This window comes from Pseudomonas sp. Irchel s3b6, assembly GCF_900187415.1.
In the GTDB taxonomy this organism is placed as follows: Bacteria; Pseudomonadota; Gammaproteobacteria; order Pseudomonadales; family Pseudomonadaceae; genus Aquipseudomonas.
Genome location: NZ_FYDM01000003.1, coordinates 16,384 through 30,464, shown reverse-complemented (window position 1 = coordinate 30,464; position 14,081 = coordinate 16,384). Strand labels below are relative to the sequence as shown.

Sequence of the window (14,081 nt, the reverse complement as noted above, 5' to 3'; positions counted from 1 at the left end):
GTAAACGCGATTATTTCAGAACGGACAACGCCGCCGCGTAGTTCGGCTCGTCAGCGATTTCCTTGACCAGTTCGCTGTGCAGCACGTTGTCGTTTTCGTCCAGCACCACCACCGCGCGCGCGGTCAGGCCTTTGAGCGGGCCGTCGGCAATCGCCACGCCGTACTGCTCGATGAACTCGGCGCCGCGCAGGGTCGACAGGTTCTTGACGTTTTCCAGGCCTTCCGCGCCGCAGAAGCGCGCCTGGGCGAACGGCAGGTCAGCCGAGATGCACAGCACAACGGTGTTGGCCACGTCATTGGCCTGGGCGTTGAACGTGCGAACCGAGGTGGCGCAGGTCGGAGTGTCAACGCTTGGGAAGATGTTCAGTACTTTGCGCTTGCCGGCGAAGCTCGCCAGGGTCACGTCGGACAGATCGCCTGCCACCAGGGAAAAGGCTGGTGCCTTGGTACCGGCTTGAGGCAGTTGGCCGTTGACTTGAACCGGGTTGCCTTTGAGGGTGACTTGAGCCATGAGCGGTATCCTTTTGAATGGAGTGATTATGAATCATCGCTTGGTGGTGCGAGGACGCAAAGTTAACCACGAATGCGTCATCGAGCCTATCCCGGCATGTCGGCACTTCGCCGTCGAGCATTATGTCAGTGTGAACTGATAAATGGCTCTATCAAGATCCAGGTGCAGGTAGCGCTTTCTCACGGCACGGTGCTGATTAATGACCGCGTTGACCTGCACTGGGAGAGCGAGTTTGCCGACGGTCAGGCGGTCACCAACGACCCTCTGACCGTCGGCATTGTCACGTTGTCTGTGCCACGATCGTCCGGCGCGACAGATGATCAAATCCTGTCATCTAGCTATCCACTCAAGTAACTGCGGTGCGATCTTTGGAGCGATCGCGTCGAACGCTGCTAGGGATATCGAGGTGGCGCCCTGATCGATCAACTGAAATCCGAGTACGCAACCACTCACAGCCCCTTCAGCCGCCCTTTCTCCTTGGCCTATGGCTCGAACCGAGGACAGCCTGTGCCCGGAAAAGGCACTTCGAAATACGCGGGGTGAGGTCCCATCGGGGGCTCTTCCCACCCCTGTCCAGCGTCCAGCGCTGCGAAAGTTCATGTGGAAGACACCTGCAGTAGATTGCGTAACGACCTCGTCGATGTAGCGTCCAACAGGAACGTCATGGACAACACCGTCCTTTGAGCCGGAACTGGTTCTGCTACCGTCCGCATAGCTTTCTTCGAAGCCGAAGATGAAACGCGTGCGCCATTGACTCTTGTCCCATACCTTAAGCGCATTCAAGGGCGACTGCGGACGCTCCCATGCCGGGATCGCATCAGGAGCACGATTCTTGGAGTCCCACCAACCGAGGACTGGCGTGTACACTTCGCGATCAAGCTTTATGAGAGACTTGCCAGGAAAACGAATCGGGTCAAACCCGCTCCATGTATCTCGAAAATCAATGACAGTGATCTGATAGTGAGCCTTTGTTTCCAGCATGGCTGACAGCGGCATGTTCCTGCCGTACCAACCGACTCCGTTCGGATTATCGCGTCGTGTTTTGTCGATTGCAGCGGCTACATGAGTGTCCACATACGTGGAGTACTGTTTGATCAGGGCGATCATTTCGTCTGCGAGTCTGGCCACATGCGCGTCCTCGAGGCCAATTTCCTTACCCTTTAGCACCATGTCTCTAAGTAAGGCTAGATGGAGAGTGGCGGCAATTGCAAACAGGGGCAGCAGTGCCGATTCCTCTCCACTGAGTTGAAACCCCGGCAGCATGGCGGTGAACTGCGTATTGGCCGCAATGCTCTGTGCGAGGATCGTCTGATTGTTTCCGGTTTCAACAGCAGTCTTGTATAGCCTGCTCACATTCGAAAGACCAACCAGATCCCGCTGAATCGTTCTCATCAATGCATCTGAAATTTTCGCATCGATCAGACGCCCCCACATCTGCTCCGGCGACTCACCGGTGTCTGGTATGAATAGCGCGCCCAAGTATGATAGAAGTCCACCGACGACAGGGACAAGATTCACCCCACCGAGAATGCTGTGTCGCAGGGCATCATAGAATTGCTCAGGCATGCTGGAAGGTAACACGTGGCTTTGCATGAGTGGATCGCCATTCGAGTCGACGAGCCCAGTGTTCGTTTGAACTGCCGCACCCGCTACGGCTCCCTGCAGGAGCTGCCTCCGTTCCAGTAATGCCCTAACGTTGGTCACTGTATTATCTTTATTACGAACCATCTCAACGCTCCTTGTTTTCAACAGCGTTATGCTGCCGGTAGCACTACAATGAGCGTGCGCTTGTCGAAAGCGCAACTTACGATGCGTAACAAAGTGCGATATATTTTTGCTGGAAGCATGAATCACCCTAAACTCGCTAGATACCTTGCAAGTTAATTTTGCAGCGATTTTTGAGCCCCGCCAATGACAACTTACTATTGAAACTGTGACGGCGCTTCGAGTTACAGAACATCTCGATAGCATCGAATTCATCACTGCGTACATCCTGTTGCGCGGTATAAGTTCTCCGTTTGATCCGACCAGGGGAAAACTCCACTTCTGACGGGTACTTTTCAGGGGAACTTACCGAAGTTCAATCTCAGCAGATTTCAGCCGGCCTGGTTCTGGCAGTCGGGCAAGCACTGAGAGGGGCTTGAGCGAATTACCCTATTCAGCGCCGGGAGCGGCTCCTCAGCTGAACGTTGAGGACACTTAATTGACACTTGATCAACTAGGCGGAATTTCATTCCGGAGGTTGTCCGAGCCAACTCCGTCATTACAGAACGCATCCATACGTCATCCATAATGACACTCTGATGACTTGGGTTGAGGTAAGTGCAGGCTTCAATCCAACGACGCCCCCTATTCCAATGCCACACCTCAAAGACCCCGTGCAGCCATCAAAACGGGCGCCCGGAGGCGTTTATCAGGCTCCGTGGGTCGATATCAGCCAAAGGGGTGCTTCTCCAGGGAAGATCTTCAGAAAGTGGCGACCCCCAAGGCAGAAATCCCGAACCTCGTCGGGTGTGCGCCCTTTGGACTGGGTCGTAAATGCCATTACCGGCATCTGCACCCAACTTCCGTTGAACACGCACCCAAGGCCTCGCCCCAGCCTCTTAGGCATTACCGGAACTTTCACGCCTAACCAAATGAATTAAAACAAGTTACTTTAAAAAAATTTAGCTGAACTGCGACACACATTGAAATATCCAATGACGACGAGCGGTCGTTACCGTGTTTAATGCTAACGTAACCCGTTGCGTCCTACGGCCGTCCAGAATAAGTACTACAAAGCAATCGACCATCAAGCACTGAAGCGATGATCGAGCCACCAGGGATACGAGGGAACGATGTCAAAGGGAATGTCACGCAAGGTCCTGCTGCTGGCCACCACACTGCTGCCTGCCGCTGGCGCGTTGGCGGATAACGCCGAGACCGCGAACAAGAGTAACAACCCGTTGAGCCTGGCCCCCGGCCTCAACCTCCAGGATTACTACACTCCCAGCCTGTACGACACCAACGTCCACACCAATGACGCCTTGTTGCGGGGCGCCCTGCCGATGGCCGCCAACGACGTCATCCCTGTCCCCCAGTTGTTGCGCGTCACCCTGCCGATCAGCACCCGACCCGATCCGCACAACGGCTACAGCACGGGCATGGGCGACCTGAACCTGTTCGATATCTTCCTGCTCAAGACCGAAGGCGTACAACTGGGTATCGGCCCGCAACTCACCGCGCCTACCGCGGAACAGGACGAGCTGGGGACCGGAAAATGGCAGGCCGGCCTGGCCGCCGTGGCCATCGACGCCTCGCCACGCGGCCTGCTCGGCGCGCTGGTGCAGTACCAGAGCTCGTTCGCCGGCGATCACGACCGGGAGCACGTTGAAACCGCGACCCTGCAGCCATTCTTCATGCATAACCTGCCCAAGGGCTGGTACTTGCGTTCGACCGGCATCTGGACCTTCGACTTGAAGAACGACACCCATTACATCCCCATCGGTTTCGGTGGGGGCAAGGCGTGGAAGTCCGGCAGCAATATCCTCAATGCGTTCCTCGAACCGCAGTGGACGGTCGCGCGCAAGGGCGACGGCCTGCCGCAGTTCACCCTGTTCGCCGGTATCAACGTCACGTTTGGCAAATAACATCCGCAACGTGCTTAGCCATAGGACTGTGCAATGACTCTTGTAAAACCGACCCGCCTTTTACTCGCGGGCCTGGCCCTGCTACTGAGCCCTGGCGCCTGGGCCGACTTCAGCGCCAGCCCGGAACAAGCACGGGGCATTGCCAAGGAGGCCTATCTGTATGGCTTCCCGGTGGTGGAGATGTACAAAACGTTATACGCACAGGCCGTGGACAAGGGCGGGCCGAACTTCAAGGCACCGTTCAACCGCATCGGCAATACCGCCCGGGTGTTCACCCCCAAGGACACGGCGATCATCACGCCCAACTCGGACACCCCCTACTCGTTCGTGTGGATGGACCTGCGCGCCGAACCGCTGGTCCTGACCCTGCCAGAGATCGCCGAGGAGCGTTACTACTCGGTCCAGTTGATCGACCTCTACACCCAGAACTTCGCCTACCTGGGCACCCGCAGCACCGGCAACCGTGGCGGCCACTTCATGGTCGTCGGGCCCGACTGGAAAGGTCAGCAGCCAGTCGATATCGACCGCGTGGTGCGCAGCGAAAGCAATATCGCCTATGCGCTGTACCGCACACAGCTGTTCGATGAAAAGGACCTGGAAAAGGTCAGGAAAATCCAGAACGGCTACAAGGTCCAGACCCTGAGCCAATACCTCAAGCAACCGGCACTGGCCGCCCCGGCGAAAATCAGCTGGCCGAAACCGACCGCCAGCATGACCGACAGCCCGGAACTGTTCCGTTACCTGAACTTCATGCTCGCCTTTGCCCCGGCACAGGACTCCGAGAAAGACCTGCTGGCGCGTTTCGCCACCATCGGCATCGTTGCCGGCCAGCCGTTCGACCTCAAGGCCCTCACCGCCGAACAACGCAGGGCGCTGGAAGACGGCATCAGCGATGCCAAGGCCGAGTTCGCCGCCTTCAAGAAAGACAAGGTGGATACCCATCAGGTCGCCAGTGGCGATTTCTTCGGCACCCGCGATCACCTGAACAACAACTACCTGTACCGCTACGCCGGCGCCAACATGGGGATCTTTGGCAACTCCGCCGATGAAGCCGCCTACATGGGGTACTTCGTCGATAACGCCGGCAAGCCGGTCAATGGCGCGAAGCACAGCTACACCCTGCATTTTGCCAAGGACCAGTTGCCACCGGCCGACGCCTTCTGGTCGCTGACCCTGTACGACGCCAAGACCAAGCTGCTGGTGGCCAACCACTCCAAACGCTACCTGATCAACTCGCGCATGCTGCCCACGCTCAAGCGCGATGCTGACGGTGGCGTGACGCTCTATCTGCAGCATTCCGAGCCGCTCAAGGATCAGCGCAGCAACTGGCTGCCGGCGCCCCATGGCCCGTTCTTCGCCATCTTGCGCCTGTACCTGCCCAAACCTGAAGTCGCCAACGGCCAGTGGAAGCTGCCGGCGTTGACCCCTATCAACTGATCACCGCGGCCCGGCCGAACCATATAATGCAAGGAGCAACACCATGGGTTCATCGACAACACTGGGGCGTGTCGTTGCCGCCACACTGACGCTGACGCCACTGCTCGGTTTCGCCGACAACGCCCGGGACTGGCAAAACCTGCCAACCGACCTGAACATGGTATTCGGTTACTACAACCGGATCGATTCCAACACCCCGATCGACACTGCGCTGCCGATCGACGGCCTGTCGGTCAACGCGGATCTGTACATCGCCCGTTTCGCCCGCTCGTTCTCCGTGGACGGGCGCAACAGCGCGATCCAGATCCTGCAGCCTTACGCGGACATTTCGGCCTCCTTCGACAACGCCGAGTTCTTCAAGGGCACCAAGCACAACGGCGGCATGGCCGATACCCAGTTCGTCCTGGTGCACAATCTCTTTGGCGGCCCGGCCCTGACCCAGGAAGAGTTCGCCAACTGGACCCCGGAAACCTTCGTCACCGGCGCGCTGTGGGTCACCGCGCCCACCGGCGACTACGACAAGAACCGGGTGATCAACATCGGTTCCAACCGCTGGGCCTTCAAGCCGGAAATCGCCTTCGGCACTCCCCTTGGCCCGACCTGGCTGGAGATCAACGGTTATGTGTCGATGTTCACTGACAACGACGACTACCAAGGCGACGGCACCCTTGAGCAAAAAGCCTTGTACGCCGTCGAAGGTCACTACAGCTATACCTTCAACCGCGCCCTCTGGGCTTCGCTGGACGCCACCTACAGCCGGGGCGGCGAAACCCGGATCAATGGCGACTGGCAGGACAACAAACAGGAAAACGGCCTGCTGGGCGCCAGCATGGGCTTCATGCTCTCGCCGCAGTTCGGTGGCCTGATCGCCTACACCGACACCGTTGCCGAACGCACCGGCTCGCCCGATGTGAACACCTGGACTCTGCGCTTGCAGTACGCCTGGTAATCCGGACATTCACGCGGATGATCTTGTTAGCAGGCGCCGGAACTTGCGCCTATGGTTGATCCTGGTGAATCCGTCGTTCGTGTTTTAACCCGATCACGCAAAGGACCGCTCCAATGACAGCACTCACTGACATCAACGCCCTGCAAGCCAGTATTGCCGAGGCGGTGCTTGGCCAGGAGCAGGTCATTCGCCAGATCATGATCGGCCTGCTGGCCAACGGGCACCTGCTGCTCGAAAGCCTGCCGGGGCTGGCCAAGACCCGCACCGTGAAAGCGCTGGCCAAGCACCTGGACGCGAAGATGAGCCGGATCCAGTTCACCCCGGACCTGCTGCCATCGGACATCACCGGCGCCGAAGTGCTGCATCAGGTCGACGGACAGAATCAGATCCAGTTCCAGCCAGGCCCGTTGTTCGGCAACCTGATCCTCGCCGACGAAATCAACCGCGCCCCGGCCAAGGTCCAGGCCGCTTTGCTGGAAGCCATGGAAGAGCGGCAGATCACCGTCGCCGGCAACAGCCATGGGTTGCCGGAGCTGTTCATCGTGGTCGCAACCCAGAACCCCATCGAGCAGGAAGGCACCTACCCGTTGCCGGAAGCCCAGATGGACCGTTTCCTGATGAAGGTACTGCTCGATTACCCGAGCACAGACAACGAAAGCCAGGTGCTGCGCCTGCTGCGCGAAGAAGAACAGGCCCTGGGCGCCAGGACCGCTGTGGTGCAAGGCTTTGCCCTGAGCCAGGAGGTGATCTTTGCCGCACGCCGCGAAGTCAGCGCCGTCAGTGTGTCACCGGCCATCGACCGCTACCTGATCGACCTGATCAACGCTACCTGATCGACCTGATCAACGCCACCCGCCATCCCGCCAACTACGATGCCGACCTCGGCCGCTGGATTGCCATTGGCGCCAGCCCCCGGGGCGGAATCGGCCTGGACCGCTGTGCCCGGGCCGACGCCTGGCTGCAGGGGCAAGACTTCGTCACGCCAGACAACGTCCGGGCCGTGGTGCATCCGGTGTTGCGCCATCGCCTGCAATTGAGCTACGACGCGGTGGCCGACGGCGTCACCGCCGATCAGGTACTCGACCGCCTGCTCGACACCGTCGCGATCCCGGCCTGAGGGTTGAGCGATGGATACTCAGGAAATGGACGGCCTGGTGTATGTGTCGCTGGCGCAATTGATGGCGCTGGCGTTCAAGGCCCATGACCTGAGTTTTCTCGCCCGCCACCCACGGGGCAGCATCCTGGCCGGTAATCACGCTTCGCGGTTGCGCGGGCGCGGCTTGAATTTCGATGAGCTGCGCCGCTACCAGCCTGGCGATGATTTGCGTCACCTGGACTGGCGTGCGTCCCTGCGCACCGGCAAACCGGTGGTCCGCACCTTTACCGAGGAGCGGGACCGCCCGGCGTTGATTCTGGTGGACCAGCGCATGTCGATGTTCTTTGGCTCGCAGCGCAGCTTCAAGTCGGCGCTTGCCGCCGAACTCGGCGCCCTGACGGCCTGGATGGTGTTCAACGCCGGTGACCGGGTCGGCGGCCTGGTGTTCAACGACCAGCGTATCGACAGCGTCGCCCCGCTGCGCAGCCGCAAGCGCGTCGAGGCGCTGTGCAGCCGCATCGCCCGGCAGAATCAGGAGCTCAGCGCACGCAACCCCGACCGTGAAGACGAAGACCAACTCGACAAGGTCCTGCAGCAATGCCTGGCATTGGCCGGTCATGATCACCTGATCTGCATCATCAGCGACTTCGCCGGCGCGGGCCCGCGCACCTTGCAACTGATGCGCCAGCTCAGTGCCCACAACGACGTGATCGCCATGCAGATCTACGACCCAATGGCGCTGAACTTGCCGAAGAACGGCCGCCTGCTGGTGACTCAAGGCCAGTTGCAGGTGGAGCTGGCCGTGGAACAGCGCCAGGTTCATCAGCCTTTGGGGGACTTTCTCAGCGGACGCCTCAAGGACGTCGCGACCCTGCTGCGTCGCAGTCAGGTGCCATTGATGATGTTCAGCACCGCCACCGATGCTCAGGAACAACTGCGCGCCGAACTGGGCAAGCTGGCCGGGGGGCGGCGATGAACCCCAACGTCCCGAGCATTGAGCAACTCAAGGAGCTGGCGCTGCCGGCACCGGTCAGCTACATGCCGAAAACCTGGGGTTGGTGGGTGTTGCTGGCCGTGTTGATGGGTGCGGTGCTGCTGGTCGGGGCGCGGCGTTATTGGCAGTGGCGGCGTGATCGTTATCGGCGCGAGGCATTGATGCGGTTGACGCAGTTGCAAAAATGCAGCGATGACCTGAATGCGTTACGTGAATTACCGGAGTTGCTCAAGAGAGTCGCCCTCTCGATGCCGAACGCAACCGCTGTGGGAGCAGGCGTGCCCGCGATGAGGCCGTCACCTTCAAAATTGGTGTCAGCTGACCGGACGCTATCGCGGGCAAACCCGCTCCCACCGGGTCCTGCGGCGCTAGGTAAAGAGGACTGGCAAGCCTTCCTGCAGCGGCACAGTGCACAGCCCCTCCCTCCAGACTTCAGTCAACAACTTGCCCAACTGGCCTACGCCCCGGACGCCGCCCTGCGGGCTCTGCCGCACGAACAGCGCCAGCAACTGTTCAACACCTGCAAACACTGGGTGGAGCATCATCATGTGGCAGTTTGACTACCCGTGGTTGTGGTTGCTGCTCCCGGCGATCTGGCTGGGCTATCGCTACCTGCCTGACTACCGCGAAGCCCACAGTGCGGTGCGGGTGCCGTTTTTCGGCGCCATGAGCCGCGCCGTCGGCCAGGTACCGAGCCAGGCCGGCACTCGCGGCAACCGCTGGCAATTGCTGCTCAACGCAATGGTCTGGGCCCTGCTGGTCGCGGCCGTTGCGCGCCCGGTGCTGGTGGAAAAACCCATCGAGCGCCAGCAACCGGTGCGCGACCTGATGCTGGCGATCGACATTTCCCAATCCATGGAAACCACCGACTACACCGACGCCAACGGGCAGAAGATCGACCGCCTGGCCGCAGTCAAGGAAGTGGTCCACGGTTTTATCGACCGACGCAAGGAGGACCGCCTCGGCCTGATCGTGTTCGGCAGCGGTGCCTACCCGCAAGCACCACTGACCCTGGACCACGCCAGCCTGTCGCTGCTGCTGGACGACACTGGCATCGGCATGGCCGGGCCCAACACCGCCATCGGCGATGCCATCGGCCTGGCCCTGAAGATGCTCGACCAGGCCCATGAGCCGGAGAAAGTGCTGATCCTGCTCACCGACGGCAACGACACCAGCAGCGCGATCACCCCGGACCACGCCGCCAGCATGGCGGCCGCCAAAGGGGTGGTGATTCACACCATCGGCATCGGCGACCCCGACGCCAGCGGCGAAGCCAAGGTCAACCTGCAAGGCTTGCAACAGATCGCCACGGCCACCGGCGGCCGGTTCTTCCGTGCCGAAGACCGGCAGGCGCTGGATCAGGTCTACGCAACCCTCGACACGATCACCCCGCACCAGGTGAAAACCTTCAGCCACCAGCCCAAGCGCGACCTGTTCTGGCTCCCCCTGAGCGCGGCCATCGGCCTGCTGGCCCTGTACCACTTGCTCGCCCTGCTCCGGCCACGCCTGAGTAGCACCCGTCAACGGCAGGAGGCCTGAGATGGAGATCAACCTCGGCGACTTCCACTTCCTGCGCCCGGCCTGGTTAATGCTGGCGCTGTTCGGCGCGCTGCTGCCCCTGCTGTGGCGCCGTAGCCGCGACCTTCAACGGCGGCTGCGCGGCAACATTGCCCCACACCTGCTGCCCCATCTGCTGATCACCCCTGACGACCCCCATCGCCTGCGCCCGGTACACCTGGTCTGTGCCCTGCTGGTACTGGGCGCCATCGCCGCAGCCGGGCCAACCTGGGAGCAGGATCGACCGGACTTCCTGGAGAACCGCGCGCCCTTGATCATCGCGTTCGACCTGTCGCCGTCGATGGATGCCAGCGACGTGCCGCCCACGCGACTGGAGGCCGCCAAACACAAGGTGCATGACCTGATCCAGCGTCGCAGCGGTGCCCGCACCGGCCTGATCGCCTACGCCGGCAGCGCCCACCTGGTGCTGCCACCGACCGACGATCCAGCGTTGCTAGACACCTTCATCCAGGCACTGGGCACGGTATTGATCGACAAGCCGGGGAAAAACGTCGGAGCCGTCATCGATCAGGCCAAGCGCTTGCTGGCCGCCGAGAAAGCCCCTGGCACCCTGCTGCTGATCACCGACGGTGCCGACACGACACAGCTGGCGGGGCTGGGCAAGCAGCTGGACGGTAGTCAGCTGCAAGTGCTGATTCTTGCACTGGGCAGTACCGACGGTGGTGTGGTCAAGGATTCCAGCGGCCAACTAAGCACCGACAGCAACGGTCGCCCGGTGCTGGGCAGCTTCGATCCAGCGGCGCTCAAACAACTGGCCTCGGCCACCGATGCGCCGCTGGGCAGCCTGACCCTCAACGACGACGACCTGGACTGGATCGAGTTGCACGCCCAGCAACATTTCCAGAACGCCAGCGCCGAACAGCGTGAGTTGCACTGGAAAGACGCCGGCTACTGGCTATGCTGGCCCCTGCTGTTGCTGGCCTTTTTCAGTGTGCGTCGGGGCTGGAGCCTGAACTGGATGGCCACGCTGCTGCTCGGCCTGGGCTTTGCACTGCAACCGGCACCAGCCCGGGCCAACACCTTGACCGACGCCTTCTTTACCGCCGATCAACAAGGCCGCTGGGCGTTCGAGCACCAGCACTTCCCTGCCGCTGCCAAGCGGTTCCACGATCCATACTGGAAAGGCATTGCCGCCTACAACGCCGCCGACTATGACCTGGCACTGGCCAGCTTCGCCCGGCTCGAGACCCCCCAGGCGTACTTTTATCTGGGCAACATTTACGTGCGGCGCTTCAAGTTCGACCAGGCCATCGACGCCTACACCCAGGCGCTCAAGCTGCAACCGCAGTTCCCGCAAGCGTCCGCCAACCTGGCGTTGGCCAAGGCCCTGCAAAAAGACACCGAGAGCGCCGAGCAAAACACGCCCGAGGTCAAACCCGACGAGGTGAAATACGACAAACCCTCGGGCAAGGGCCAGAGCAAAGCGGTCGAGACCCAGCAAGCCACCTCGGATGAACTCTGGTTGCAGAACCTGACCACCTCGCCCGCCAAATTCCTGCGGCAGAAGTTCAGCCTGCAGGACCAGCGCGCGGCTCAAGCCGGGAGCCCGCCATGAGAATCAGTTTGCTGGCCTGCTGCCTGCTGTCGGTCAGCGCCTTCGCCGCTGAACCGCAACTGCGTGTGCAAACCCGGCTAGTGCCCGCCGAGCAGGTGATGGTCGGTTCGGTGGTGCAGTTGCAGGTCGATGTGCTGACCGACAGCTGGTTTACCAGTGCTCCCACCCTGCCTGACTTGAAGCTTGCGGGCGCGCTGGTCATGCCGCCCAACGGCGAGGCCCAGCACACCACGCAAACCCTGGAGGGCACACCGTTCTTCGGCCTGCGTTACAGCTACCTGATCACCCCGAACCAGGCCATAGCATTCGACATCCCCGCCCTGACCGTACAGGCCACGCCAGGCCAGGCCAGCGGTGTACTCACAGCCCAAGGCCAGCCCCAGCACTTCACGGCGCAGCAACCGCCGGGATTCCAGCCGGGCGAACCGGTGCTGGTGGCCCAGGGCGTACGCTTCACCCAAGTGATCAGCCAGTCTTCGACACCGCTGAAAGTCGGTGACACCGTCACCCGCCAACTCACCCTGCAAGCCGATGGCGCGCTGGCGATGGCCTTGCCAGCCCCGGTGCTGGTCGAGGTCGATGGCCTGAGCCGGTACCCGAAAACCCCGCAGATCAGCAACCTGGACGACGGCCGGGGCAACCACAACGGTGGCCAGCGCATCGACAGCGTGACCTATCAGATTGACCGCCAGGGCCGCCACAGCCTGCCGGCTATCGAGCTGCGCTGGTGGGATACCGGCACCCGCCAGGCCCGCACCGTCCAAGTGCCCGCCGCCACCTTCGACGCCGCGGCCAACGGCCGCTATCAACCCGTCTTCTCGATCGCCGAGGATCTCCGGCAACTGGGCCAGAAGAGCCGTATGCACCTGTCCCGGTACTGGCTGGTATTGACGGTCGTGCTGCTGTTGGTTGCGGGCCTTGGTTACCTGGCCAGGCCGTGGTGCCGGCGTGCCTGGCATGCCCTGCAAACCCGTCGGCAGGCACGGCATGCCGCCTCGCTGGCGTCCGCCGACTACGCCTGGAAACAGATTCCCGGGCAACTGGAGAGGCAACCGCCACAACTGAGCGCGCTGTACCTGTGGGCCCGGCGTACCCGGCCCGGTTGGCGGATCGGTGGACTCGGGGAAAACGTGCAGGCCCTGCTACGCGGTTGCTACGCACAGGAGCAGAGCCAACGGGCGGCGTTGTCCCACTTCAAGCAATCCTTGTCTACGCTGCAAGCTCAAACCGCGCCGCGAAACGATACGCAATCATCGGCCTTGCGCCCTCTTAACCCGGGTCACGGGAAGGACTTGTCATGACATACCTGACTTCACTGCGTCAGTTCCACGGAATGAAGCTGTTGTTGACCCTGGCCCTGAGCCTGCCGCTGCTGGTTCAAGCCGCCGAGCCCCTGCCCTCGTGGAACGATGGCCCCTCGAAGAAAAGCATCATCGAGTTTGTCCAGGCCGTGACTACCGAAGGCTCCAGGGACTACGTCAAGCCCGCTGAACGCATCGCCGTGTTCGACAACGACGGCACACTGTGGAGTGAGCAACCGATGTACTTCCAGGTGCTGTTCGCCCTGGAGGAAGTCAAGCGCATGGCGCCGCAGCACCCGGAATGGAAAACCGAGCAACCCTTCCAGGCCGTGCTGGAGAACGACCACAAGGCCCTGGCCGAGAGTGGCATGGAAGGCTTGATGAAGATCGTCGGCGCGACCCACACCGGGATCACCACCGCGGCCTTCATGGACAACGCGAAAACCTGGCTCAGCCAAGCCCGCCACCCGAAAACCGGTAAGCCCTACACCGAGATGATTTATCAGCCGATGCTGGAAATGCTCGATTACCTGCGCAGCCAGGACTTCAAGACCTACATCGTCTCCGGCGGTGAAGTCGAGTTCATGCGCGCCTTCGCCGAGCACGTCTATGGCATCCCGCCGGAGCAAGTGATCGGTACCACCTTTGTCACCCAATTCCAGCTAAAAGACGGCGATGCTTCGATCCTGCGCCTGCCCAAGCTTGCGCATAACGACGACGGCCCGGGCAAACCGGAAAGCATCCAGGCGGTGATCGGGCGGCGACCGATCCTGGCCTTCGGCAACTCGGACGGCGACCTGCAAATGCTCCAGTGGACCGCCGCCGGGCCCGGCAAGCGCTTCATGGGGCTGGTGCATCACACCGATGCAAAGCGTGAGTGGGCCTACGACCGGGAGTCGAAGATCGGTCGACTGGACAAGGCCCTGGACGAAGCCAATACACGCAAGTGGACAGTCGTCGACATGACCACCGAATGGCGCCGGATCTACCCGTTCGACGCCCCCGCAACCGAACAAAAAAAGTAGAAGACG

12 protein-coding genes and 1 pseudogene are annotated in these 14,081 nt (G+C 61.3%); 11 read left to right on the top strand and 2 right to left on the bottom strand.

Translation table 11 applies throughout. The features are described 5' to 3' along the window. Positions 1-10: 10 nt before the first annotated feature. The gene (gene tpx / locus CKW07_RS06350; protein WP_095144097.1) at positions 11-511 is read right to left on the bottom strand and encodes a thiol peroxidase; all 501 of its coding nucleotides are present in this window, start codon (positions 509-511) and stop codon (positions 11-13) included. A 96-nt stretch (positions 512-607) separates the two neighbouring features. Here tpx and CKW07_RS25175 point away from each other — a divergent pair, with 96 nt between their 5' ends. Continuing rightward, complete coding sequence (locus CKW07_RS25175) at positions 608-865, top strand: hypothetical protein (protein ID WP_141234430.1); 258 nt, start codon at positions 608-610, stop codon at positions 863-865. On the opposite strand, the gene CKW07_RS06345 is transcribed toward CKW07_RS25175, so the two are convergent. Beyond that, complete coding sequence (locus CKW07_RS06345; protein WP_176465285.1) at positions 842-2,239, bottom strand: insecticidal delta-endotoxin Cry8Ea1 family protein; 1,398 nt, start codon at positions 2,237-2,239, stop codon at positions 842-844. The two genes, CKW07_RS25175 and CKW07_RS06345, sit on opposite strands and share 24 nt — an antisense overlap. Before the next feature lie 1,121 nt (positions 2,240-3,360). On the opposite strand from CKW07_RS06345, the gene CKW07_RS06340 reads away from it, so the two are divergent. The 10 genes and pseudogenes from CKW07_RS06340 (at position 3,361) to CKW07_RS06295 (ending at position 14,075) form a co-directional block, all read left to right on the top strand. Continuing rightward, a complete protein-coding gene (locus tag CKW07_RS06340; protein ID WP_095144095.1) occupies positions 3,361-4,140 on the top strand; it encodes a hypothetical protein in 780 nt (259 codons plus the stop codon). A 33-nt stretch (positions 4,141-4,173) separates the two neighbouring features. Then, positions 4,174-5,577 (top strand): DUF1254 domain-containing protein, encoded by a 1,404-nt coding sequence (locus CKW07_RS06335; protein WP_095144094.1) that lies wholly within the window; start codon positions 4,174-4,176, stop codon positions 5,575-5,577. A 43-nt stretch (positions 5,578-5,620) separates the two neighbouring features. Then, complete coding sequence (locus tag CKW07_RS06330; RefSeq protein WP_095144093.1) at positions 5,621-6,526, top strand: transporter; 906 nt, start codon at positions 5,621-5,623, stop codon at positions 6,524-6,526. 113 nt (positions 6,527-6,639) lie between these two features. Further along, a pseudogene (locus CKW07_RS06325) lies at positions 6,640-7,643 on the top strand (AAA family ATPase). 10 nt (positions 7,644-7,653) lie between these two features. Beyond that, the gene (locus CKW07_RS06320; protein WP_256577026.1) at positions 7,654-8,598 is read left to right on the top strand and encodes a DUF58 domain-containing protein; all 945 of its coding nucleotides are present in this window, start codon (positions 7,654-7,656) and stop codon (positions 8,596-8,598) included. Further along, the gene (locus CKW07_RS06315) at positions 8,595-9,176 is read left to right on the top strand and encodes a DUF4381 domain-containing protein (RefSeq protein WP_095144091.1); all 582 of its coding nucleotides are present in this window, start codon (positions 8,595-8,597) and stop codon (positions 9,174-9,176) included. Before CKW07_RS06320 ends, CKW07_RS06315 begins: the two co-directional genes overlap by 4 nt. Then, positions 9,163-10,155, top strand: a complete 993-nt coding sequence (locus CKW07_RS06310) for a VWA domain-containing protein (RefSeq protein WP_095144090.1) — start codon at positions 9,163-9,165, stop codon at positions 10,153-10,155. The genes CKW07_RS06315 and CKW07_RS06310 overlap by 14 nt, the downstream gene beginning before the upstream one ends. 1 nt (position 10,156) lies before the next feature. Next, complete coding sequence (locus CKW07_RS06305) at positions 10,157-11,749, top strand: VWA domain-containing protein (RefSeq protein WP_095144089.1); 1,593 nt, start codon at positions 10,157-10,159, stop codon at positions 11,747-11,749. Further along, on the top strand, positions 11,746-13,050 hold the full coding sequence (locus tag CKW07_RS06300) for a BatD family protein (protein WP_095144088.1): 1,305 nt from the start codon (positions 11,746-11,748) through the stop codon (positions 13,048-13,050). The genes CKW07_RS06305 and CKW07_RS06300 overlap by 4 nt, the downstream gene beginning before the upstream one ends. Next, a complete protein-coding gene (locus CKW07_RS06295; RefSeq protein WP_095144087.1) occupies positions 13,047-14,075 on the top strand; it encodes an HAD family phosphatase in 1,029 nt (342 codons plus the stop codon). Before CKW07_RS06300 ends, CKW07_RS06295 begins: the two co-directional genes overlap by 4 nt. The last annotated feature ends 6 nt before the right edge of the window (positions 14,076-14,081 follow it).

What these genes read in the sequence shown, in the direction of transcription:
- CKW07_RS06320 (WP_256577026.1), top strand. Translation starts at nt 7,654, where the DNA reads ATGGATACTCAGGAAATGGACGGCCTGGTGTATGTGTCGCTGGCGCAA.
- CKW07_RS06335 (WP_095144094.1), top strand. Translation starts at nt 4,174, where the DNA reads ATGACTCTTGTAAAACCGACCCGCCTTTTACTCGCGGGCCTGGCCCTG.
- CKW07_RS06305 (WP_095144089.1), top strand. Translation starts at nt 10,157, where the DNA reads ATGGAGATCAACCTCGGCGACTTCCACTTCCTGCGCCCGGCCTGGTTA.
- CKW07_RS06295 (WP_095144087.1), top strand. Translation starts at nt 13,047, where the DNA reads ATGACATACCTGACTTCACTGCGTCAGTTCCACGGAATGAAGCTGTTG.
- CKW07_RS06300 (WP_095144088.1), top strand. Translation starts at nt 11,746, where the DNA reads ATGAGAATCAGTTTGCTGGCCTGCTGCCTGCTGTCGGTCAGCGCCTTC.
- CKW07_RS06340 (WP_095144095.1), top strand. Translation starts at nt 3,361, where the DNA reads ATGTCACGCAAGGTCCTGCTGCTGGCCACCACACTGCTGCCTGCCGCT.
- tpx (WP_095144097.1), bottom strand. Translation starts at nt 511, where the DNA reads ATGGCTCAAGTCACCCTCAAAGGCAACCCGGTTCAAGTCAACGGCCAA.
- CKW07_RS06330 (WP_095144093.1), top strand. Translation starts at nt 5,621, where the DNA reads ATGGGTTCATCGACAACACTGGGGCGTGTCGTTGCCGCCACACTGACG.
- CKW07_RS06310 (WP_095144090.1), top strand. Translation starts at nt 9,163, where the DNA reads ATGTGGCAGTTTGACTACCCGTGGTTGTGGTTGCTGCTCCCGGCGATC.
- CKW07_RS06315 (WP_095144091.1), top strand. Translation starts at nt 8,595, where the DNA reads ATGAACCCCAACGTCCCGAGCATTGAGCAACTCAAGGAGCTGGCGCTG.
- CKW07_RS25175 (WP_141234430.1), top strand. Translation starts at nt 608, where the DNA reads ATGTCGGCACTTCGCCGTCGAGCATTATGTCAGTGTGAACTGATAAAT.
- CKW07_RS06345 (WP_176465285.1), bottom strand. Translation starts at nt 2,239, where the DNA reads ATGGTTCGTAATAAAGATAATACAGTGACCAACGTTAGGGCATTACTG.